The organism is Persicimonas caeni, assembly GCF_006517175.1.
Classification (GTDB): Bacteria; Myxococcota_A; Bradymonadia; order Bradymonadales; family Bradymonadaceae; genus Persicimonas; species Persicimonas caeni.
In genome coordinates this window covers 5,671,729-5,693,992 of the sequence record NZ_CP041186.1, presented here as the reverse complement: position 1 = coordinate 5,693,992, position 22,264 = coordinate 5,671,729, and the positions used below count along the sequence as shown (strand labels likewise).

Genomic DNA, 22,264 nt, shown 5'->3' with positions numbered 1-22,264 from the left:
TGAATCAAATCCAGCCCTCCTCGAGATACCATTCGGCCGTCTGACGCGCGCCCTTCTCGATCGGCCATCGGGGCTGCCAATCGAGAAGCTCACGCAGCTGGACACTGCCGCAAACCCAACTGCCCTGCGCCATCTCGGCGACCTTGTCCGTGTTGAAAATCGTAGCACGGTTGGTCAGCCGCCCAAAAGCTTCGCTGACGTGGCCGGCGGCGTGAAAGAGCACGCGCGGCACACACACGTGGCGCGGCTCTTTGCCCATCGCCCGGCCGAAGTCGCGGGTGAGCGTCTTCCAGGTATGCACCTCGCCGTCGTCGATCGCGAAGACCGAGCCGCTCGGGTGGTCGGCCTCCAGCGCCTTGACGATGGCGCGGGCGAGGTCGTGGACGTGAATCAGGCTCAAATAGCCCTCCCCGTCGCCGTAGACCGGGGCGATGCCGTATTTGGCCATCTGGAAGGCGGCGAGCATCTCGTAGTCGCGCGGGCCGTAGACAGGCGGGGGACGAAAGATGGTGAGGGGAAGCGCGTCGACCAGCGGCTCGAGGCGCTCCTCGCCCAGCAGCTTGCTGCGCCCGTAATGACTCACGGGTTGCGGCGTGCGGTCGTGGGGGCGCGGCTCGGGCCCGTCGGACGGGCCCTGGGCGCTGACGCTCGATACGTAGACGAAGCGCTCGAGGTCGGGGTTGACCTCGGCGGCCAGCCGGCCGAGCTCGCCGGTGGCCTCGCCGTTGATGGTGTAGAAGTCGTCGAACTCGCGCACCTTGATGACGCCGGCGATGTGGACCACCGCGTCGGCGTCTTCGACGGCCGCGCGCATCGTCTGCACGTCGGCCAGCGAGCCGACGTGAGTGTCGACGCCGAGCTCGTCGAGGTGGGCGGTATTCGACGTTTTGCGAATCAGGCACAGCGGATCGTGGCCCCGGTCGACGAGTCGCTCGACCACATGAGAGCCGACAAAACCTGTTCCGCCTGTGACGAAGACGCGCATCTTCTAGAGCTCCTTTTCGTAGACCCGGTACGTCTTGTAACGCTCGGCGCCCATCAGCTCCATGCCCTGGTTGATGCCCTTGTTGGTCTCCAAGGTCCACCCGGCTTCGGCCAACTCGTAGCCCTTGTCGAAGGCGCGCTTGTAGATCGTGGTGTAGAGGAGCACGCTCAGCCCGCCCATGGCGACCTTGCGGTACTTTTTGCGGATGCCGAGCAGCACGCAGCGGAAGGTCTTGGGGCTCTTGACCTTGAGTCGATACAGCACCTTGGCCCAGCCGCCCGGCAACAGCTTGCCGTCGAGGTCGCGGAACGCCTCGTTGATGTTGGGAAGCGCCACGGTCATCGCAGCCGGGTCGCCGTCTACCTCGGCGATCATGCACAACTCGGGATCGACGATGAGCTTGAACTCCTGGGCCATCTTGTCGAGCTCGGCCTCGGTCAGGGGCACAAACCCCCAGTTCTTCGACCAGGCCTCGTTGAAGATGTCCATGATGATGCGCACGTCGCGCTCGATATTGTCCATATCGAGGTCGCGAATGGTCACGCCCGGGTGATCTTTGGCGGCGTCGGCCATCTCGAAGGCGTACTCCGGGATGCGCTCGCGGCTGTATTGCCAGGCGTACAGGTCCATGGCCTTCTCGAAGCCCGCCCCCGTGACGAACTCGTCGTAGTAGGGGCGCCCGTGGGGCATCATGATGTAGTTGGGCGTGTCGAACCCGTCGACGAGCAGGCCCGACTCCTCGTTGATCGACAGGGAAAACGGGCCGCGAATGCGCTCCATTCCTCGCGAGCGACACCAGTCCTCGGCCGTGGTCAACAACGCGCGCGCCGCCTCGGGATCCTCTTCGACCTCGAAGAAGCCGAAGAAGCCAGCGCCGTCGTCGTGCTGCTTGAGGTGCATCTGGTCGACCTGCGCGCTGATGCGCCCGACGACGCGGTCACCGCGAAAGGCCAGGTAGAACTGGGCCTCGCCGTGCTCGAACCAGGGGTTGAGCCGGCGCGAGGTCTGCTCCCAGACCATGGCGTCGAGCGGAGCGCAGTAGTTGGGGTCGTCGGCGTAGAGCCGGTGGGGAAAGCGGATGAACCGGTGGCGGTCGCGAAGCGAAATCACCGGGCGTACTGCCACCGCAGATTGAGCGTCCTTCTTTGTCGAATCGAGTCGAAACACGGAGGCCTCACAGGTTAGAGTTGGGTGCCGGATTCCAGTCGATACCGCATTCGGGCGGAGACTTCCAGCACCCCTGCCTAATCTAGACGCGAAATCTGAAACCATTCCGACCGTTTGTCCGGTTTCTCCCCTTGAATTCACGCGCCTCTCTCGCTACATGATGAGCGTTTGACTTACCGGTCAGCCGCGTCGACATTGCGCTGTCAGTGGCGGCACTGCCGGATTGATGCTCAACAATGAAAGGATACGAGATGACCAAAGACGAAGTGGTAGCCGTGATTCGCAAGAACGTGGTCGAGCACCTCGACGACGTCGAAGAAGAAGACCTGGAGTTCGCCGACTCGTTCCGCGACTTCGGCGCCAACAGCCTGGACATGCTCGAGGTGGTCACCGCCTCGATGCGCGAGATGAACATCAAGGTGCCGCGCGCCGAACTCGCCGAGATCGAGACGATCGACGGGCTCGCCGACAAATTCATGCAGTATGTCTGACCGGGTCGAGGGGTCGTAGGCCCTTGTCGTCTCCTCGATCCCTCGATGACCCGCTCCCTCGATCACTCCCGAGCCTATGAAGAATATCGACCCCTTAAAATTCAGCCTGGCCGACTTTGGTTGGAACGATAACCCGGACGTGCTCGCCCCGCCGGAGGACTTCCAAGAGTGGTCCCACGACCCGGCCGTGGCGATGGGCATGAGCCTGTACGAGCAACCGCTGCAAAGCTCGCCCAAACCGCGCACGCGCATCCGCAACGGCTTCGACGGCGAAGAGCGCGACACGATCAACCTGACCTCGTACAACTACCTGGGCCTGTCGACCCACCCCGAGGTCGTCGAGGCAGCCAAGCAGGCGGCGGACGAGTACGGGTTGAGCGCGTCGGGCGCGGCGATGCTGTCGGGGACCTTCGATCTGCACGAGGAGTTCGCCCAACAGTTGGCCGACTTCAAGCAGAAGGACGCCTGCATGCTCTTTTCGAGCGGGCTGGGCGGCAATATGGGGGCGATGCAGGGGCTTTTGCGCAAGGGCGACGTGCTGGTGATCGACTCGAAGTGCCACCGCAGCGTGGTCGACGGCGGCACGCTGTCGGGCGCCAAGCTGGCCACCTTCGATCACAACGACGCCGAGCACCTCGACGCGGTGCTCGACAAGTATAGCGACAAGCGCAAGTTGGTGGTCGTCGAGGGCGTCTATTCGATGGACGGCGACCTGTGCGACCTGCCTGCCATCAACGAGGTATGTAAGGCGCACCAGACCCCCATCTACATCGACGAGGCTCACTCGACGCTGATGTTCGGTGAGAACGGGCGCGGCGTGGCCGAGCATTTCGGTCTGGAAGACCAGGTGGGCATCAGCTTCGGCACGCTGAGCAAGTCGTTTGGCGGCGTCGGCGGCTTCGTGTGCGCCAACGAAGCGATCATTCGCTACATGAAGTACTACGCCTCACCGTTCCAGTTCTCGTGCGCCCTTCCGCCCCCCATCGTGGCGGGGATGATGAAATCGCTCGAGGTCGCCACCCGCGACTCGACGTTGCGCGACAAGATGTGGGACAACGTGGCGTACTTCAAAGAGAACCTGGAGGCGCTCAACCTCGATCTGGGCGAGACCGAGTCGCAGATCATCCCGATCATCATCGGCTCGGACGGCCGCCAACTCTACTCGATGGCCATCCAGTGCCAGCAGCGCGGCCTCTTCTTGCAGCCCGTCGACTTCCCGGCGGTCGAGGCGCACGCGCGCCGCTTCCGCATCTCGGTCTCCTCGCAGCTGACCAAAGAGGATATCGACGAGGCGTGCAACATCATCGAAGACGTCATCGCCAAGCCGTTGGGTACGGTCGGCGGTTAGTTGACCTGCTCACCGCACGAGCCGACGGTGTCGTGCAGGAACGTGTCGTTGCACGTTCCTGTGCTGCACCAGTTGTCGATGTCCATTCGGCATATCTCCTGACACTCTCCCTGAGGCGTCGCCCCCGACCCGCAGGTAAAGCCGGCGGCACAGTCCTGCACGCCACCGCAAGGCTCTCCTTGCAGCCCATCACCAGCCGGCTTGCAGACCCACCCTTCAAATTCGTAAGTGCTCTCGTCGTAGCTCGCCCGGCAGGCTTCGCCGACATCGCAGCCCGTCTGACAGATGGGGTCGCACTGGTTTTCGGGCACACCGATCGCCGCGCAGCAAAAGGCGACGCCCTCGGCGTCGGTGACGCACTGCTCTCCCGAGCCGCTGCAGTCGCTGTTGACGACGCACTCGGGCGGGTCGACACATGCACCCGTCTCCGGATCGCATACCTGAGTGCCATCGCAGTGGACGCCTTCACAGGGGTTCGACGTATCGGCGGCATCCTCGGCCGCGTCGACAGTCGCGTCGGCCGCGTCTTGCGCTGTGTCCGAGGGCTCGGCGTCCAGCAGCGGCGCCGTATCGGTCGCCACGTCCTCAGCGTCGCGCGTATCGCCGGCGTCCACCTCGACGCTGCCCTGGCGAACACAGAGGTTTTCGGAAGAGCACGTCCACCCCGACAGGCAGTCGTTGTCCCCCTGACATTCGAACTGGCGCGACTCGACGCCCAGATCGGTGTGGCAAGCAACGCCTAGCGTCACGGCGGCGACCACCAACATCCCGATTATCTTGGTCATTCGTTGCGTACGCATCATGGTTACCGCGGTTCGAGGCGCCGTGGGGCGTCTTCGTGGGTCTGGATGGAATCGACGTTGTCCGGCGATGAAAACGCTAACATCGGCGCGTGGCTCGCTCAAGAACGACCAAGGCTTGACCGGCGCACCGCAGGAGCGTGTAGTGTGGGGTATCGGATTGCATCGAGACTTCAGGAGTTTGTGTGAACGCCGCCGTCGCCACCGCCATCGCCTTTGCCGGCTATGTCGCCGGCTACCTTATCTACAGCCGCTACCTGTCCGAGCGGGTCTTCGAGTTGCGCGACGACGTCAAAACCCCGGCGCACGCGCTTCGCGACGGGGTCGACTACGTGCCGACCCGCCCAGGCGTGCTCTTCGGCCACCACTACGCGTCCATCGCCGGGCTGGCGCCGATGCTCGGCCCCGCCGTGGCGGTGATCTGGGGGTGGCTGCCGGCGATGTGCTGGGTGGTCGTCGGAGCCCTGTTCGTTGGCTGCGTGCACGACTTCGGCGCGCTGGTCGTCAGCGTGCGCGCCAAGGGAAAGAGCATCGGCAAGGTCGCCGAGGGATTGATCGGTCCGCGGGCGAAGACCCTGCTTCACATCATCATCTTCTTTTTGGTGGCGCTGGCCATGGGCGTCTTCGTCTACGTCATCGCCCTGCTCTTCAGCCCCAACCCCGGCAGCGACACGACGATCTTCGGCTACCTGGGCACCCTGTTCGCCGGCTCCGCGGGCCCCGTGGCCAGCGAGCCGCCGGGGGCAGCCTCCTTCCCGCAGGCGATCATCCCGTCGTTCGGGTTGATGCTCATCGCGGCGACCATCGGCTGGCTCGGCTTCAAGAAGGGCGTCTCCTGGAAGGTGATGACGCCCATCGGCTTCGTGCTACTGCTCGTGCTCATCTGGGTCGCCCAGCTCGACTCGGTGATGGCGGCGACGATGCTCGCGGATCCTGACATCGCGCCGGGCACCGCCGGATGGAGCCACGTGCTCCTTTTCTACGCCTTCTTGGCGTCGGTGTTGCCCGTGTGGAGTCTCTTGCAGCCGCGTGACTTCTTGAACTGCCTTCTGCTCTATCTGGGCCTGGGCAGCGTCTACCTGGGCCTCTTCGTCATGGCCCCGGAGTTCTCCGCCCCGGCGGTGCGCCCCAACCCGGAAGGGGCGCCGAGCCTGTTCCCGTTCGTCTTCATCGTCATCGCCTGCGGGGCGGCCTCGGGCTTTCACAGTTTGGTGTCGAGCGGCACCTCGGCCAAGCAGCTCGACCGCGAGACCGACGCCCGGCTCATCGGCTACGGCGGCATGATCGGCGAGTCGCTGCTGGGGCTGGTGGCCGTGCTGGCGACCACCGCCGGCATCACCAGCGTGGCCGAGTGGAACGAGGCGTACGCCAACTGGGGTCAGGCGGGGTCGCTGGGCGCCAAGATCGGCAACTTCATCAACGGCTGCGCCACCTTTTTGGGCTCCCTGGGGATCCCCAAAGAAATCGGCGCGTCGTTTATCAGCGTCTTTGTGGTCAGCTACGCGCTCACTTCGCTCGACAGCGCCACGCGCCTGCTGCGCTACAACGTCGAGGAGATCGGCGAGACGCTGGGGCTGAAGTTCTTCGACAACCGGTACTTGTCGAGCATGGTCGCCGTGGGCGCGATCGGGTTCTTCGCCTTCTACGAGGTCGACGGTAAGCCGGCGGGCCTGGTGTTGTGGCAGCTCTTCGGGACCACCAACCAGATCATGGCCGCCCTGGCGTTGCTGGTCGTCACGCTGTACCTGCTGGTGCGCCAAAAGCCCTGGTGGGTCGCCGGAATCCCGATGGTGGGCATGCTCGTGACTACCATCACGGCGATGTTCTCGAACGCGAAGACATTCTTGGAGGGCGAAAACTGGCTGCTCTTCGGGGTGGGCACCTTCTTGCTGGTGCTCGCGCTGTGGCTGGTCGTCGAGGCAGGTCTGGCAGTGGCGCGCTACCGAGAGCGCCAAGAAAAGGTCGAAGCGCTCGACATCGATATCTGAGCGCCTCGCCGCCGAACCAATCTTATCACCCCGCGGGCCGTCACTCACAGAATCCGTCACGGCAAATCCAGCCGGTACTCGACAGACTCTCGGCGCATTGCCGGTCGGTCGTGCACGCCATCCGACACACGCCGGCAGCCCGGTCACACGCGCTGCCGGGCACCGTGCAGTCGCCGTCGCGGCTACATGGCGGCGTGCACACTCCAAGGTCGGGTTTGCCCGGCGCCAGGTAGGGGTTACAGGTGGTCGCGCTGCCGTCGACCAGGACGTCCTGGCAATCCTTGTCACCTTGCGCCATGCGGCAGTATGGCACGCAGACATTCCCGCCTTTGCCACCCAGGCGAGGGTCCTGGGCGCACACCGACATTTCCTCGCACGGCGAGCCTAGCGAGCTACAACTCTGGTAGACGCGCCCGCCGATCGGCTGCAAGCAGACTCCGACCGCGGCGGTGCGCGGCGTGCAGACGTCGCCGTTGCACCCGAGGCGGTCGCTCAAGTCGCACATGGAGGCGCAAGCACGCGACCCGGCGGCGGTGGTGCAAAGGGTGCCCGCCTCGCAGTAATCACTCTGAGTCGACAGGCCGCAGCGGTCGCCCTTTGCAAGCGTACCCGCCGGCACGCAGGTGCCGAAATCCGGCGTCAACAGCAAGCACTGCGAGGTCGGCTCAGGGGACCGGTCGCAATCGCCCTGGGTGGCACATTCACTGCGCTCACACTTGAGCACGCTCAAATCGCGGGAGCCTCGCACGCAGTACGTGCTCTCGGGGCATACCGACTGCGTGCGCGCCGCGTAACACACGTTCGGCACACATCGGCCCACGTCGGGGTGGCCACTGCTCGAATCGGGCATGCACAGAAAGTCGCCCTGTATCAACTCGTCGGACAGCCTGGCTCGCTGACACGGATCACCTTCGGCGGCGCAAGATTGATAGCGACAGTACGGCTTGCCGTCGACGTTTGGATCACAGTCTTGGCCACGGCCGCAGTCCTCGGACGAGTCGCACTCTTGCCTCTTACACGCGTTGCCGTCGCAGACTTCTTCGGGTGCGCAGTGGGCGTTCTCCAGGCAATCGACACATTGACCGCTGGAAGGCTCGCAGTAGGAGCCCGAGACACAGTCCGTGCAAGTCGAGCCGGCATCGTCTTCGGCGTCGACGCGCACGTCGTCGGAGACGTCCGTCGTGTCGGGGACATCGGAAGCGTCCTGCGGCGGCTGCACATCGGCGGTGTCGGAGACGTCGCCGGCATCGGACGGCACCAACGCGCCCTCGACACAGACCATCTCGTCCGGGCTGCAGTGCCATCCGTCGAGGCAGTCGTTATCGGAGACGCACTCGAAGCGTCGTGACTCGAGTCCGATGTCGGTGTGGCAACCCGTCCCCCAACACAGCGCCACCAGACAAGCCCATCCAAGGAGGCCCCACCAACGCGAGGACTGCCTTTCACCAGTTTTTGCGGCCATCGATCGTCTCTAGAAAGAATGAGTCCAGCTAATTCCGATATTGTCCGAGCCGATCCAGACGGTCGTGCCGTCACCGCTGCCGCCCTCGGCATCATCGGTCAACAAAAGGTAGGTCCCGACACCGGCCAGCGCGGCGCCACCGATCCCCATGGCGAGGCCGATGGTGTCGTAGGTGTCGGCGGTCTCTTCGATATCGGCCGCCTCGCGCTGGGTGACGTCGGTGACCACGCCGTTGCTATCGACGACCGGGGCGCGCTCCGACTCGGCGACAAAGTGCATCGCCACGCCGCCGCCGATAAGCGCGACGCCAGACAACGCCGTGCCCCAGCCCAGCATATTGGGGGACGAGTCGATACGCGTCGGCTCGATGGTCGACGACGGGTCTTTGGACGTGTCGCCGCCGGCGGGCGCGTCGTCCCCCGTGCACGTCTCATCCAACTCGGCCAAGTACTGGTCGGCGACCGCGCGCACCTCCGACGGCGGAGGGTCCTGGACCGCGGGGGCGGTCTTGACCTTCTCGAGCGCCTCGCGCGCTTTGGCGCAGCGCCCCAGCTTCTGGTAGGCCCGCCCGAGGTTGAGGTAGGTGACGTTGATTTCGCCGAGGCGAATCGAGCGCTCGAGCTGGGCGATGGCGCCGGCGTAGTCGCCCTCGATCATCGCGCGCACGCCGTCATCGTTGAGCGACAATTGCGCTTCGGTGGGCTCGACGATTTCTTGCTCGGGTTGCGCTTCAGCCGGTGGCTCCTGTTGAGCCATCGCAGGCGAGGCCAGTGCGCAGAGCATGCTGCACGCAGTGAGGACACCGGCGAGCATGCGCGTACGACGTTTCGTAACAAATCTCACAGACAACTCCGACGAAAATCTCGAGTCATTCGAATTGCATTCGACGTTATCACCGCAAGATTTTGGTCACAAGATAGTTGACCTTTGATGCTTGTGCGGCCGCCACTGACGCTGTGTATTTGGCGTTCGCGCGCGAAACCGTTACACTGCGGCAAGTCGCATTTGAATGCATCATGGATTCGAGAAGGTAGCTTATGAACGTGTCGTCTTCCGCTCGCAACCTGCGGTTGTTCCTCGCCGCAAGCCTCACTGTCGTATCGATGTTTATGGGGGCGAGTTGCTCATTCGAGACCACGGCGTCCGGGCTCGAGTGTAGCGAGGAAGGAGCGACGCGCGACGGTGAGGTGTGCCGTGAGGGCTTTTGGCGCGTCGACGACGACGGCAGCGGCTTGGATGTGGGCACGTCCAATGACGCCGACACGCCTGACGACGGCGGCGCGTCGGACGCCGGCGAGGACACCGATCTGCCCGACGTCCCCACGGATACCGGCGAAGACGACGTCGAGACCGACACCTCGGGCTGCGAGCCCTCCAACGGAGGCGTCGAGATTTGCGACGGCCTCGACAACGACTGCGACGGCCAAGTCGACGGCCCCGACGCCGACGGCGCACAGCCCTTCTATCGCGATGCCGACGCCGACGGCTTTGGCGACCCGGCGACCGAGATCGTCGCGTGCAGCGCCCCGGCCGATTACGTGGCGAATGCCGACGACTGCGACGACTCCGATGCGTCGACCAACCCGGATGCCCCCGAAGTCTGCGACGGCACCGCGGACAACAACTGCGACCAGACCGTCGACGAAAACTGTCCGTGCACCAACGGCGAAACACGTGAGTGCGGCACCGACGAGGGTATTTGCCAGACAGGCACCCAGACGTGCACCAATGGCCAGTGGGATACCGAGTGCAGAAACTCGACCGGCCCGGCAAACGAAACCTGTGACGGCCTCGACAACGACTGCGACGGCCAAGTCGACAACGGGTTCACCGACAAGGGCACCTCCTGCACCGTCGGCCAGGGCGCCTGTGAGTCCACCGGCACCTATGTGTGCTCCCAGGACGGCTCGGGCACCGTCTGCGACGCCACCCCCAACTCGCCCGGCACCGAAATCTGCGACGGCATCGACAACGACTGCAACGGCTTGACCGACGACGGGTTCACCAACAAGGGCACCTCGTGCACCGTCGGCCAGGGCGCCTGTGAGTCCACCGGCACCTACGTGTGCTCCCAGGACGGCTCGGGCACCGTCTGCGACGCGACTCCCAACTCGCCCGGCACCGAAGTTTGCGACGGCGTCGACAACGACTGCGACGGCCAGATCGACAACGGGTTTACCAACAAGGGCACCTCCTGCACCGTCGGTCAGGGCGCCTGCGAGAATACCGGGGTCTACGTGTGCACCCAGGACGGCTCGGGCACCGAATGCGACGCTATTCCCGGCTCTCCGGCCACCACCGACACCTGTGGCGACGGCATCGACAACAACTGCGACGGCCAGGTCGACGAGGGATGCTACTGCAACTACAACGGCAACTCCGACGGCGTCTGCGCGCAGGGCACCATCGGCCCCAGCGGCCAGTGTCAGCGCCCGGCCGACTACGAGGTTCAGGAGGGAAGCTGCGACGGGCTCGACAACGACTGCGACGGCGAGATCGACGAGAACTTGACCCGCTACATGTACCCCGACGCTGACGGCGACGGCTACGGCGCCGGCGACTACAACGACGGAACACGCGTCTGCCCCAACACCCCCGGTTACGTCGACCAGTACGGCGACTGCGATGACGGAGACCCGAATACGCACCCGTACGCCGAAGAGATCTGCGACGGAAAAGACAACAACTGCAACGGCATCGAACGTGACGCCGGCGGCTCGGATGCGAGCAACTGGTGTAACAACCGCTACGGCAACGGCGCCTCGGTCTACTGTGGCGGGCCGAGCAACGGCGTGAGCGACTATTGCTGCGAGTACTCGCGCGACGGCAATCTCGGGTGCGATTTCGAGACGTTGTGCGGCAACGGCACCGACGAAGACGGAGACGGCAACACCGACTGTGCCGACGCCGACTGTGACGGACTCTCATGTGGTGACGGCCTGACCTGCCAGTCGGGGAGTTGCCAGGCCATTTGAGCCGAGAGCACGTTCATTTGGAGCCACGGCAAAAATCGAGTACAGTTGCTCCCATGAGTTTTATTGCTAGGAGGAGTGACGTGGTGGTTAGGCGTACAGAAGTCGCAACACATCGAGCAGTCCAGCTATTAGGCATCGCCGCACTGACGGTGTTGATGCTCGCTTCAGGCTGCACCTTCGACTCGAGTCTCCAGGGGGTACGCTGCGAGGAAGAAGGCGCACGCACCGACGGAAGGCTGTGCAAGGACGGTCACTGGATCACGGAGGCCGACGTCGAACTCGACGGTAGCCAGCCTGATGACGCCACCGACACCCCCGTGCCCGACGACGCCACCGACACTCCCCTGCCCGACGACGCCACTGATACGCCTCCGGACACCGACGCCGAGACTTGCGCGCCCGACCAGGAGTTGTGTGACGGCGTGTGCGTCGACACTCAGACCAGCGAAGACCACTGCGGCGCTTGCGGCCAGGCGTGCAACACCTACGGCCAAAACTCCGTGGCGTTGTGCCAGAGTGGAAGTTGCGAGCGCACCTGCGCCCAAGGATTCGTCGATTTGGACGGCGACTGGGTCGGCACCGACGACCCGGCGTCGAGCAACGGCTGTGAGGTCGAGTGCACCGAGACCAACGGCGGCACCGAGATCTGCGACGGCGTCGACAACGATTGCGACGGCCAGGTCGATGAGGACGTCACCACCACGTATTACCTCGACGCCGACGACGACGGCTACGGCGTCACGGGGGAGGAGCAGCAAGCCTGCTCGCCCGACGGCAACTACCGCGCCACCGACGCCGGTGACTGCGACGACAACGCCGCGTCGGTCAACCCCGGCTCGACCGAAAGCTGCAACGGCTTCGACGACAACTGCGACGGCAACACCGACGAGGGCTGCCCATGCACCGGCACCGAAACCGCTCCGTGTTATACGGGCGCACAGGGCACCGCCGGCGTCGGCCTGTGCCAGCAAGGCACCAAGACGTGCGATGGCGCCGGAGCCTGGGGCGAGTGCCAAAACGAAGTCACCCCGGTCACGGAGGTCTGCGACGACGGCAGCGACAACGACTGCGATGGGCTGACCGACTGTGAGGACGATGATTGCGCCGCCCAAACCTGCGGCTCGGGCGGCCAGGTCTGCCACAACGACGTGTGTTGCACCCCGCAAAGCGATCAAGACTTCTGCTCGAATCAGAGCGCCCAATGTGGACTCTCTTCAGGCACCGACAACTGCGGCGTGCAGCGCACCGACATCGACTGTGGCGGCTGCCCGGGAGGCTCGAGTTGCGCGAATAACACCTGCCAGGAAGACCCGAACAAGTGCGGCGACGGCAACGACAACGACGGCGACGGGTTGACCGACTGCGAAGACGACGACTGCGCCGCCGAGAGTTGCGGCGGCAGCGGTGCGATTTGCTTCCAGCAGTCGTGCTGCACGCCCGAAGATGACGCCACGCTCTGCTCGAATCAAGGCGCCCAGTGCGGCACGATTTCGGTGACCGACTCGTGTGGCCAGACGCGCACCATCGATTGTGGCGGATGCGGAGGCGGTACCAGTTGCGCCAGTAACACCTGCATCGAGGACAATTGCAGCGACGGCAACGACAACGACGGCGACGGCGACATCGACTGCTTCGACAGCGACTGCAACGCCTCGCCGACGACCTACTACTACGACGATGATGGCGACGGATATGGCGTAACCGGCAACAGCCAAGAGGCGTGTTCGCCCGACGGCAAATACACGGCCACCCAGGATGGGGATTGTGAAGACACCGACAGCAACATCTATCCGGGCGCAACCGAGATCTGCAACAACGACCTGCTCGATTACGACTGCGACGGTCAGACCGCCGAGGCTGACGCTGACGCCGATGCCTGGTGCATCGATCCCAACGGCGGCGGCTACGGCCACGACAACTGCATCGTCGACCCGACCGACAGCACCGTGACCTGCTGCGCCAACCCGGGCGGCAACTGCCTTTGATGCACGTTACTCTGCGACGTTGAATTCGTGGGTGGCGCCCTCGGGGCCGAAGATCTCGAGGGCGACCCACCCGAACTCCTCGTCACCGCGGTGCACGCCCAAATACGACTTGCGCAAGACCTTCTCCCAGGTCTCGACCTCCAGATTCGTCGCCAGCGCGGTCAGCCCCACCCAAAGCGCCCCGGTCTCGGGGTCCGGATCGACGCTAAAGCAGCCAATGCGCTGCTTGTCGCCCTCCTTGGGTTGGTAGACGAGATCGAAGATCGCCCCCTCCTCATCGTCATACGGACACTGCACGCTCACACGCATCGGCAACATGTCGATCTCGCGGCGAGATTCCGCGTCCAACTCGACGAAATCGCCCTCGTCGATCAGACCACGGTAGAGGCGGCGGCTCTTCTTTTTGGCCTCCAAGAACCAGTACCAGTCCTCTTTGATGTGCACGCGAAACGTGTCGGTGTTGCGGGCGCGCAAGATCAAGAAGTCGCCGTCGAAGGTATAATCTCCTTCTTCTTTGACCTCTTTGGAGGTGGCATCGGCCGTGTAGCGCGTAAAGGTGCCGTCGAGGCGCAGCGCGAGCAGCTGGCCCTTGTCGTCGAGCGCTTCGGCCGGTGAGCCCTCCTCGGGCAGAAGGTACCACGATCCGCGGATGGCTTCGGGCAACAGACGTTCGGACATGAGGTCTCCGTCAGGCGCGTTTGTTTTTCGTAGGGTCGAGTGAAGGACGTCACTCAGTCGTCGTTGACTTCGATGAGCGGTACGGTCATGTAAGCGGCCAAGCGGCCGGCGACCTGCTGGGCCCACAGCTTGCGGGCGCGGTCGGACTGCAGGTGCTCGGGAGCCGTCACCGTCAGGCTACTGCCAAAACTGGTGTCGATGCGCTGGAAGGTCGCCACGACCTCCTCGTCGAGCACCACCGCAAAGGTGCGGTGAGTGCGCGCGGCGAGGTGCGCTGCCGAGACTTTGTGGCGAAAGGTCAGCCGCACGTAAACATCGCCGGTCTTGCCCATGCGAATGCTGGCGCCGGCCACGTCTTTGTGCGTGGCTACCGGTGCGGCCAGCGCGAGGGTGCGCCAGCCGCCGCCGGCCGGATACGTTTCGATCTCGTAGGCGCCGGCGTCGACCTGAGCGATCGCCTTGGCGAGCTTGGCTCGGCTGCGGCTCCAAAGATAAGCGTCTTCGGCCTCGAGGCTGCCCTTCTTCTGGCGAACCTCGACCCCGGCGGGAAGCTTGGTCGAGATCTTCGTCCAACGCTCACCAACCGGCTCGACCGGCCGCAGCGCAAAGCGCCCCTGGGGGGCGACGATGCCGGCCAAGAGTGAATGTGACACCCCGCCGCCGGCGCTCACGCGCACGGTGCGGGGTGCTTCGGTCTCGACATCGAAGTTCTTGATACGGGCGGTCTTCAGGCGCTTTCGCACCCTGCGGGCCGCCTCCTTGGTGATCTCTTGGAGTCGAGCTCGCTCGTAAGCCTCGTCGGCCGACTTCGAATCGACCGAGTCGGCGACGATCAACTTGACCTTCGCACGCCCGCCTTCGCCGGCGTATGCGAGCCCCACGGTGAAGATGTACGCCAGCAGCACCAGCGCAAAGCTAGCGCTCCGGCGAAAGATCCGCGACCCACGACCCAAATCCCAAGTATCAAGACTCATCAAGCTCACATTTTTTGCGATACGTAATCAATGAAGTCGATCTTCGTAATGATGCCGGCCAAATCGTTGCCGTCGACGACGATGACGATTTTGTTCTGCTTGAAGAACTGGCCGATGATGCTGATGCGGTTGGTCGGTTCGACGATGGCGAACTGGGTCTCGACCAGCTCGTCGATGGTCTCCTCGCCGGCGCCCTCGCCCAGCAGGTGCTCGAGCACGTCGGTCTCGTTGACGACGCCGACCACGCGGCCGCCGTCGAGCACCGGAAGCTGGCTGATGCCGTGCGACTTCATCAGCTCGATGACCTCGGCGACGCTGTCGCCAAGATCGGCGGTGTAGACCTTGCTCTGGGTCTTCGTGGCCAGCAGGTCGGCGACCACATCTTCGTTCCAGTCCTCTTCGAGGAAGCCGTTCTCACGCATCCAATCGTCGTTGAAAATCTTGGACAGATAACGCGACGCCGAGTCGGGAATGATGACGACGATATTCATCTCCTTGTCCATGCGCTCGGCATACTTGATGGCGCCTGCCACCGCACCGCCGGCCGAGCCGCCGGTGTAGATGCCCTCTTCACGAACAAGACGTCGCGCGGTCAGGAAACATTCACGGTCGTCGACGCGGACGACCTCGTCGACCACGTCGAAGTCCATGGTGCCGGGGATGATATCTTCGCCGAAGCCCTCGACCAGGTAGGTGCTCGCCTCGGTGATCTTTCCGGTCTTGAAGTAGTCGTAGTAGATCGAGCCGATCGGGTCGACCGCCACGATCTGCACGTCGGGGTTTTGCTCTTTGAGGTAGCGACCGATGCCGCTGACCGTGCCGCCGGTGCCCGCGCCGATGACGACGGCGTCGACTTCGCCGTTGGTCTGCTCCCAGATCTCGGGGCCGGTGCTCAGGTAGTGGCCCTTGGGGTTCGACGGGTTGTTGTACTGGTTGGCCAAGAATCCGCCCGGGGTCTCTTCGGCCAGGCGACGCGCCACCGAGTAGTAGCTTCTGGGGTCGTCGGGCTCGACGGCGGTCGGGCAGACGACCACGCGTGCGCCGAAGGCTCGCAGCGACTCGATCTTCTCGGCGCTCATCTTGTCGGGCATCACGAAGATGCACTTGTAGCCCTTGATGGCCGCCGCCAGGGCCAGGCCCATGCCGGTGTTGCCGCTGGTGGCCTCGATGATCGTGCCGCCGGGCTGCAACTCGCCGGACTCCTCGGCGTCGAGCACGATCTGCAACGCCGGGCGATCTTTGACGCTCGATCCGGGGTTGAGGTACTCGACCTTGTAGTAAATATTCGCTTTGACGTTCGCGGCGAGCTTGTGGCTCTTGACCAGCGGGGTGTTGCCGATGAGCTCGAGAATATTGTCTGCTGCTTCGATCATGCTAGATACTCCACGGGGTTAAGGATGTCATAGGGAATGCCCCTGATGCCCCGATTCGTAACACCGGTTTGTGTGGATCGACAAGGGTCACAAGCGTTCCCGTATGATAACCGCTACGGGCAGTGGAAATGTTCCTCATGATGCACGCCGCGCGAGCGGGCGGCGTGATGCAGGATGCGAGGCAGTATGGCGACTTACGCAATCGGCGACATTCACGGATGTTTCAAAACCTTTGGACGCCTGTTGGAGCGCATCGAGTTCGATCCGGCCCACGACCGGTTGTGGCTGACAGGTGATCTGATCAACGGCGGGCCCGACCCCCTCGCGACGCTTCGCTGGGTCATCGACCACGACGACGTGGTGACCACAGTTCTGGGCAATCACGACCTCCATATGCTCGCGGTGGCCGCCGGCACTCGAGAGATGCGCAAAAAGGACAACTTCGAAGCGATTTTTGAGGCCGAAGACCGCGACGATCTGCTCGGCTGGCTGCACAGACAGCCGCTGGTGCGGCGCGCAGACGGTTACCTGATGGTCCACGCCGCCCTGTTGCCCGACTGGTCCGCCGAACAGGCTCTGGCGCTGTCGGGCGAGGTCGAGGCGATGCTCCAGGGCGACAGCCCGGGCGAGTTTTTCGAGCACATGTACGGCAACAAACCGACCAAGTGGCGCGACGACTGGAGCGGCGCCGAGCGGCTACGCGTGATCATCAACGCGATGACGCGCCTGCGGGTGGTCGAGCCCAAAGGAGGCATGGCCTTCGACTTCAGCGGTCCGATCGAAGACCTGCCCGAGGACCGCAGGCCCTGGTTCGAAGCCGACGAGCCCGCCTGGAGCGACCACACGGTCATCTTCGGGCACTGGTCGGCGCTCGGCGTCCACAAAGTCGGGCGCGTCGCCTGCTTGGATAGTGGGTGCGTGTGGGGAGGAAAGCTCACCGCCATGCGTCTGGACGACGAGGCGATCTTCCAGGTGACTTCCGAGATGCCCAAACGGGTCTGAGAGCCTATGCGGAGCGGCTGCTTGCTGCCCGCGGAGCCAGCGCCGGTGCAGCCCCAAGGCTCGCCTTGGGATCTTGCCGTCGAAAACCCAAAATGTCAGCACAACCCATTACGCCAACGCCACCGGCAGCGTCTTCCACATGACGACGTGCGGGCCGATACGGTCGACCTCGAACACCTCTCCGATCTTCTCGAAGCCCATCTTCTCGTAAAACTCGACCGCGCTCGTGCGTGCATTGCACCACACGATCTTGACCGACGGGAACCGCACGGCGAGCTGGCCGAGCGAGCCCTCCAGGAGGCGCTCGCCCAGGCCCCGGCGCTGCATCGGCTCGTCGACGCACATGCCGCGAAGCTGCAGCGCCTCGACGCCGGGTTTGTGGGGGCACTCTTTGTGGATGTAGGTCACCACGGCGTGGACGTCGAAGTCTCTATCGACAATCCCGTAATGGGCGGTGTCGTGGTGATGGTCCTGCACAAACTCGCACAATTCGCCCTCGTCGAAGTGAGGACGCAAGATCTTGGTGCGAAGCGGTTGGACCTGCTCGGGCGCCAGGCGCTCGAGGTGCAAGTCGTCGGGACGGACCATGGGATTTAGTAATCGCCGAAGAGTTGGGTGAGCTTGACGTCCAGGGCGCGGGCGAGCTTGTAGAGGCTCGAGACCGACGCGCTCGACTCGGCGCGCTCGATCTGGGACAGCAAGCTGACCGACAGCCCCGTTCGCCGTGACATCTGCTTGAGGGTGAGGTTGCGATCTTTGCGCATCCGACGAATATTTTTGCCAATCGTCGCCAGAAGCTGCTCTTCGGGGTCGGTCAACAGCCCCTTTTCGCGCAAGATCTTTTCGAGCGTCTGGTTGAACTCGTCGACGTCGAACGGCTTTTTGATGTAGTCGCTGACGTTGTACTTCATCGAGGTCACCGCGGTGTCGACCGACGGGTAGCCCGTGAAGATGATGATGGCGATGTCGCTGTCGAAGTCGCGGATGCGCTCCAATAGCTCCATGCCGTTGAGTTCCGGCATCATGATGTCGAGGATGACGACGTGGAACTCTTCTTCCTTGAGCAACTCGAGAGCCGCGCGAGCGTCGGTCTCGGCGGTGACCTCATAGCCACTCTGTGACAAGAGTAACTGCATGTACTCGCAGATATCTTTGTCGTCGTCGATGATCAGAATGCGGATGGTTCTCAAAACGCCCTCCTGAGAAAGCGCGCGGAGCAATATTAGACTAGCGTCAGCAAAGGCATTCGCTCCCAACGGAGGATACTGCGCCTGTGTTTCGAACGCGGGTGCCCGAAAAAACGGTTGTGTTCGCGGTGGCGACGCCGTCAGCTTAGTCTGCACAAAGCAGGCGTGTCAATTTGGTTGACCGAGACGTCCTAGCCTTGGCTCCAGAGCGGCGGCGTCCCTGCCGACGACGCTTGGCTCGCTCCGTTGTTGAAGGCTAAGAACGGAAGGGATACCATCAACACTGTATTTTTCCGTTCGCATTACATACTCGCGTCCAGTGGTGTGCTCTAACGACCGAGTTTGGGAGCTTGCATGTCGCAGTCGATTCGTAGATTGATCCGCCCCAATTCGCTTTTCCTATCGCTGTGTGCCGCCGCGCTCGTTCTGAGCGGGTGTCAGTACTCAGGATCGTTCGAGGGAAAGCGCTGCTCGCAGCAATCTGACTGCGAAGGCGCCGCCCAGTGCCTCGAGGGCTATTGTGTCTCGATCGCCGACGCCGGCTTTAGCGACGCGCCCAACACGCTCGTCGCCGACGTCGAGTTGAGCCCCGAGTCGGCCGAACTCACCCCCGGCGAGCAGATTCAGCTGCAGGCGAGCCCGCTCGACGGCGAAGGCGGCGTGGTCGCCAACGCCGAGCTCGAGTGGACCTCCAGCGACGAGAGCGTCGCCACGGTGACCGCTGAGGGCGTGGTCGAGGCGCTGGCCCCCGGCAAGACGATCATCGTCGCCGCGGCCGGCAATTCGTTCGACACGGCTACGATCACCGTCTCGGAGGTCGACGCCGCCTCGGTCGTCATCGCCCCACAGCTGCTCGAGCTGGAGCCCGGAGAGACCGGCACGCTGACGGCTACCGTGCTCGACGAGAACGACGAAGAGCTCACCGGACGCGCCGTGTCGTGGTCGAGCGAGGCGCCCACGGTTGCCGTGGTCGACGCGAGTGGCCAAGTCACCGCCATAAGCCCCGGAACAGCCACGATCACCGCCACGAGCGGCTCGGCGCAGGCGACCACGACGGTCAGCGTCAGCCCGGCCGGCATCGCCAGCGTCGAGTTGACGCCGAGCACCGTCGAGTTGACCGAAGGCGACACCTTCACACTCGCCGCGACCGTGCGTGATTCGAATAACGCGATCGTCGAAGGCGCGACCCTCGACTGGGCGAGCGCCGACGATGCGATCGCTTCAGTGGACGCCAACGGCACCGTCACCGCGGTGGCGAGCGGCTCGACCTCCATCACGGCCTCGATCGATGGCGTACAAGCCAGCGCCGACGTCACGGTGGTCCCCCCGTCGGTCTCCACCATCGAGCTCAGCCCCCAGACGGCGAGCGTGGAGGTCGACGCGACCCTCACACTCAGCGCACGAGCACTCGCCGACGATGGCAGTGAATTGAGCTGGCCGACGATCAGCTACACGAGCTCCGACGACACGATCGCCACGGTCGACGCCAACGGCACCGTCACCGCCGTCGCGCCGGGTACGGTGGCCATCACCGCCGAAGCCGACGGCGTCGAAAAGAGCGCCGCGATCACCGTCACCCCCCGACAAATCGCCTCGCTGAGCGTCTCGCCGGCCACCGCCGGCATCGAAGTGGGTCAGACCGTCGACCTCGGCGCCAGCGCCCAGGACGGCTCCGGCACCACGATCACCGACGCGCTCGTCACCTGGTCGAGCTCCGACCCGAGCATCGCCATCGTCGACAGCACCGGGCTCGTGCTCGGCGTGAGCACCACCACCCTGACCGGGCCCGACACAGTCACGATCACGGCGACCGCGGCCAACGGCACGACCGCGACCGCCACGGTCGACGTAAGCCCGCGCTCGGCCAACACGATCGACTTGCAGCCGCAGAGCGCCTCCATCGAAGCAACCCAGACCCTGGCGCTCGACGCCACGGTGCGCGCCAACGACGGCACGATCCTCGAGGGCCGCACGATCACCTACACCAGCTCCGACGAGTCCACTGCCACCGTCGACGCCAACGGCGTGGTCACCGCGGTGGCCGCCGGAGGAACGGCCACGATCTCGGCGACCAGCGGCACGGCGACCGCCACGGCCGATATCACTGTCACCGAACGTGCGGTGGCCGCCGTCGAAGTCAGCCCGCAGCTCGACACCGTCGAAGAGGGCAACACCACCACGTTGAGCGCTACGCCGCTGGCCATCGACGGCAGCGCCCTGTCGGGTCGCACGGTCACCTGGTCGAGCGACGACGCCACGATCGCATCGGTCGACACCCAGGGCGTGGTCACCGGCCAGGCGCCGGGCTACACGCTCATCCGCGCGACCGTCGACGCCAAGACAGGCCTCGCTGCCGTCCAAGTCACCTCGAGCGCGGCGCCCAACAACGCCCCGAGCGCCACGGCCGCCTCCCTGTCGACCGACGAAGATACCCCGCTGGTGCTCACGCTCAGCGGCACCGACCCCGACGGCGACACCCTGAGCTATTCGCTGATCACCCTGCCCAAAGATGGCACGTTGACCGGGCTGGACACCGCCACCGGCGACGTGACCTACGTGCCCGACGCTGACTTCAACGGGTCCGACAGCTTCACCTTCAAGGTCACCGACGGCGCCGGAGCCAGCGGCTCGGCGACCGTTTCGTTGACCGTCAACGCGGTCAACGACGCGCCGGTGGCGACCGACGACGCTGACACCACCGTCGAGGACACCGCGGTGACCGTCGACGTGCTCGCCAATGACTCCGACGTCGAGGGAGACACCCTCAGCGTCGCCATCGACACCCAGCCGAGCCACGGCTCGGTCACGGTCAACGGCGACGAGACGATCACCTACACCCCCGACGCCGACTATGTGGGAGCGGACAGCTTCACCTACACGGTCTCCGACGCGACCCTGAGCGACACGGCCACCGTCGCGATCGACGTGACCACGGCGAACGACGCCCCGACGGCCACGAACGACGCCGTCACGACCGACGAGGACCAGAGCACGACCTTCAACGTCGTCGCCAACGACACCGACATCGACGGCGACACGCTGACGGTGACGGCGACGAGCACGCCTACCAACGGCGCGGTGACGATCAACGCCGACGGCACGCTCACCTACACCCCCAACGCCGACTTCAACGGTAGCGACTCGTTCACCTACGACGTCAGCGACGGCACCAGCACGGCGACGGCGAGCGTCGACGTCACGATCAACGCGGTCAACGACGCCCCCGAGGCCGTCAGTGAAACGGCCACGACCGACGAGGACACGCTCGTCAATATCGACGTGCTCGCCAACGACACCGACATCGACAGCCTGACGCTGTCGGTCGCCTCCATCGACCTGCAGCCGGCCTACGGCACCGCGACCATCAAGGGTGACGACACCATCGACTATCAGCCCGACGCCGACTTCAACGGCACCGACGCCTTCGCCTACACGGTGAGCGACGGCAGCGGCGGGACGAGCTCGATCTGGGTGCAAATCACCGTCACGGCGGTCAACGACGCGCCGGTGGCCAACGCCAGCGCCGACCAGACGGTCGCCCAAAACGACACCGTCCAGCTCGACGGCTCGGCCAGCGCCGACGTCGACGGCGACGCGTTGACCTATACCTGGACCATCACCAGCGAACCCGGCGGCCCCGGCGTCACGCTCAGCGATGCCAACGCCGTGTCGCCGACCTTCGTGGCCGACAAGACCGGCACCTACGAGCTGCAGTTGACCGTCGACGACGGCACCACGACCCACTCGGACACCGTCGTCATCACCGCACAGTGAGCCCCGCCTGGCGCTCTCCTCGACCCGCACGGCTGCCGCCCATGCAAGATGACGGCAGCCGTGCTATGGATCGAG

At 64.4% G+C, this 22,264-nt stretch carries 17 protein-coding genes; 7 read left to right on the top strand and 10 right to left on the bottom strand.

Annotation, left to right across the window (positions count from 1 at the left end; genetic code table 11):
• Nucleotides 1-4: 4 nt before the first annotated feature.
• Together FIV42_RS21005 and FIV42_RS21000 are read right to left on the bottom strand one after the other, a co-directional pair.
• Entirely contained in the window at nt 5-985 is a 981-nt protein-coding gene (locus FIV42_RS21005) for an NAD-dependent epimerase/dehydratase family protein (RefSeq protein ID WP_141199591.1), read from the bottom strand.
• A gap of 3 nt (nt 986-988) precedes the next feature.
• Nucleotides 989-2,152 (bottom strand): GNAT family N-acetyltransferase, encoded by a 1,164-nt coding sequence (locus tag FIV42_RS21000; protein WP_141199590.1) that lies wholly within the window; start codon nt 2,150-2,152, stop codon nt 989-991.
• Between the two features lie 251 nt (nt 2,153-2,403).
• Here FIV42_RS21000 and FIV42_RS20995 point away from each other — a divergent pair, with 251 nt between their 5' ends.
• Both FIV42_RS20995 and FIV42_RS20990 read left to right on the top strand, forming a co-directional pair.
• Nucleotides 2,404-2,643 (top strand): phosphopantetheine-binding protein, encoded by a 240-nt coding sequence (locus tag FIV42_RS20995; protein ID WP_141199589.1) that lies wholly within the window; start codon nt 2,404-2,406, stop codon nt 2,641-2,643.
• Nucleotides 2,644-2,719: 76 nt separating this feature from the next.
• On the top strand, nt 2,720-3,991 hold the full coding sequence (locus FIV42_RS20990; RefSeq protein ID WP_141199588.1) for an aminotransferase class I/II-fold pyridoxal phosphate-dependent enzyme: 1,272 nt from the start codon (nt 2,720-2,722) through the stop codon (nt 3,989-3,991).
• On the opposite strand, the gene FIV42_RS20985 is transcribed toward FIV42_RS20990, so the two are convergent.
• Entirely contained in the window at nt 3,988-4,776 is a 789-nt protein-coding gene (locus FIV42_RS20985) for a hypothetical protein (protein ID WP_141199587.1), read from the bottom strand. The two genes, FIV42_RS20990 and FIV42_RS20985, sit on opposite strands and share 4 nt — an antisense overlap.
• Nucleotides 4,777-4,976: 200 nt before the next feature.
• Between FIV42_RS20985 and FIV42_RS20980 the strand changes: the two genes are divergently transcribed.
• Nucleotides 4,977-6,779, top strand: a complete 1,803-nt coding sequence (locus FIV42_RS20980; protein ID WP_141199586.1) for a carbon starvation CstA family protein — start codon at nt 4,977-4,979, stop codon at nt 6,777-6,779.
• A gap of 40 nt (nt 6,780-6,819) precedes the next feature.
• Here the strand turns inward: FIV42_RS20980 and FIV42_RS20975 are convergent, their stop codons facing one another.
• Nucleotides 6,820-8,241 carry a hypothetical protein gene (locus tag FIV42_RS20975; protein WP_141199585.1) on the bottom strand — a complete coding sequence of 474 codons (1,422 nt, stop codon included), beginning with the start codon at nt 8,239-8,241 and terminating at the stop codon, nt 6,820-6,822.
• Between the two features lie 9 nt (nt 8,242-8,250).
• Nucleotides 8,251-9,084, bottom strand: a complete 834-nt coding sequence (locus tag FIV42_RS20970) for a tetratricopeptide repeat protein (protein WP_141199584.1) — start codon at nt 9,082-9,084, stop codon at nt 8,251-8,253.
• Nucleotides 9,085-9,278: 194 nt separating this feature from the next.
• On the opposite strand from FIV42_RS20970, the gene FIV42_RS20965 reads away from it, so the two are divergent.
• Together FIV42_RS20965 and FIV42_RS20960 are read left to right on the top strand one after the other, a co-directional pair.
• Entirely contained in the window at nt 9,279-11,216 is a 1,938-nt protein-coding gene (locus FIV42_RS20965) for a putative metal-binding motif-containing protein (protein WP_141199583.1), read from the top strand.
• 83 nt (nt 11,217-11,299) lie between these two features.
• Nucleotides 11,300-13,201: a putative metal-binding motif-containing protein gene (locus FIV42_RS20960; protein ID WP_168210824.1), complete on the top strand. Its 1,902-nt coding sequence runs from the start codon at nt 11,300-11,302 to the stop codon at nt 13,199-13,201.
• A 6-nt stretch (nt 13,202-13,207) separates the two neighbouring features.
• On the opposite strand, the gene FIV42_RS20955 is transcribed toward FIV42_RS20960, so the two are convergent.
• The 3 genes from FIV42_RS20955 to FIV42_RS20945 are packed head-to-tail and all read right to left on the bottom strand — an operon-like array spanning nt 13,208 to nt 16,226.
• Nucleotides 13,208-13,879 carry a hypothetical protein gene (locus tag FIV42_RS20955; RefSeq protein ID WP_141199581.1) on the bottom strand — a complete coding sequence of 224 codons (672 nt, stop codon included), beginning with the start codon at nt 13,877-13,879 and terminating at the stop codon, nt 13,208-13,210.
• Nucleotides 13,880-13,932: 53 nt separating this feature from the next.
• Complete coding sequence (locus FIV42_RS20950; RefSeq protein ID WP_141199580.1) at nt 13,933-14,853, bottom strand: hypothetical protein; 921 nt, start codon at nt 14,851-14,853, stop codon at nt 13,933-13,935.
• Between the two features lie 5 nt (nt 14,854-14,858).
• Nucleotides 14,859-16,226, bottom strand: coding sequence for a cystathionine beta-synthase (locus tag FIV42_RS20945; RefSeq protein ID WP_222615283.1), 1,368 nt, complete (start codon nt 16,224-16,226; stop codon nt 14,859-14,861).
• Nucleotides 16,227-16,412: 186 nt separating this feature from the next.
• Between FIV42_RS20945 and FIV42_RS20940 the strand changes: the two genes are divergently transcribed.
• Nucleotides 16,413-17,228 carry a symmetrical bis(5'-nucleosyl)-tetraphosphatase gene (locus FIV42_RS20940; protein ID WP_141199579.1) on the top strand — a complete coding sequence of 272 codons (816 nt, stop codon included), beginning with the start codon at nt 16,413-16,415 and terminating at the stop codon, nt 17,226-17,228.
• A 108-nt stretch (nt 17,229-17,336) separates the two neighbouring features.
• On the opposite strand, the gene FIV42_RS20935 is transcribed toward FIV42_RS20940, so the two are convergent.
• Nucleotides 17,337-17,816 (bottom strand): GNAT family N-acetyltransferase, encoded by a 480-nt coding sequence (locus FIV42_RS20935; RefSeq protein ID WP_141199578.1) that lies wholly within the window; start codon nt 17,814-17,816, stop codon nt 17,337-17,339.
• A gap of 5 nt (nt 17,817-17,821) precedes the next feature.
• Nucleotides 17,822-18,418, bottom strand: coding sequence for a response regulator (locus FIV42_RS20930; RefSeq protein ID WP_141199577.1), 597 nt, complete (start codon nt 18,416-18,418; stop codon nt 17,822-17,824).
• Nucleotides 18,419-18,769: 351 nt separating this feature from the next.
• Here FIV42_RS20930 and FIV42_RS20925 point away from each other — a divergent pair, with 351 nt between their 5' ends.
• The gene (locus tag FIV42_RS20925; protein WP_141199576.1) at nt 18,770-22,189 is read left to right on the top strand and encodes an Ig-like domain-containing protein; all 3,420 of its coding nucleotides are present in this window, start codon (nt 18,770-18,772) and stop codon (nt 22,187-22,189) included.
• The last annotated feature ends 75 nt before the right edge of the window (nt 22,190-22,264 follow it).

Coding starts and splice junctions, on each gene's coding strand:
- FIV42_RS20965 (WP_141199583.1), top strand. CDS start 9,279: ATGAACGTGTCGTCTTCCGCTCGCAACCTGCGGTTGTTCCTCGCCGCA.
- FIV42_RS21005 (WP_141199591.1), bottom strand. CDS start 985: ATGCGCGTCTTCGTCACAGGCGGAACAGGTTTTGTCGGCTCTCATGTG.
- FIV42_RS20955 (WP_141199581.1), bottom strand. CDS start 13,879: ATGTCCGAACGTCTGTTGCCCGAAGCCATCCGCGGATCGTGGTACCTT.
- FIV42_RS20940 (WP_141199579.1), top strand. CDS start 16,413: ATGGCGACTTACGCAATCGGCGACATTCACGGATGTTTCAAAACCTTT.
- FIV42_RS20990 (WP_141199588.1), top strand. CDS start 2,720: ATGAAGAATATCGACCCCTTAAAATTCAGCCTGGCCGACTTTGGTTGG.
- FIV42_RS20950 (WP_141199580.1), bottom strand. CDS start 14,853: ATGAGTCTTGATACTTGGGATTTGGGTCGTGGGTCGCGGATCTTTCGC.
- FIV42_RS20925 (WP_141199576.1), top strand. CDS start 18,770: ATGTCGCAGTCGATTCGTAGATTGATCCGCCCCAATTCGCTTTTCCTA.
- FIV42_RS20975 (WP_141199585.1), bottom strand. CDS start 8,241: ATGGCCGCAAAAACTGGTGAAAGGCAGTCCTCGCGTTGGTGGGGCCTC.
- FIV42_RS20985 (WP_141199587.1), bottom strand. CDS start 4,776: ATGACCAAGATAATCGGGATGTTGGTGGTCGCCGCCGTGACGCTAGGC.
- FIV42_RS20945 (WP_222615283.1), bottom strand. CDS start 16,226: ATGATCGAAGCAGCAGACAATATTCTCGAGCTCATCGGCAACACCCCG.
- FIV42_RS20935 (WP_141199578.1), bottom strand. CDS start 17,816: ATGGTCCGTCCCGACGACTTGCACCTCGAGCGCCTGGCGCCCGAGCAG.
- FIV42_RS20995 (WP_141199589.1), top strand. CDS start 2,404: ATGACCAAAGACGAAGTGGTAGCCGTGATTCGCAAGAACGTGGTCGAG.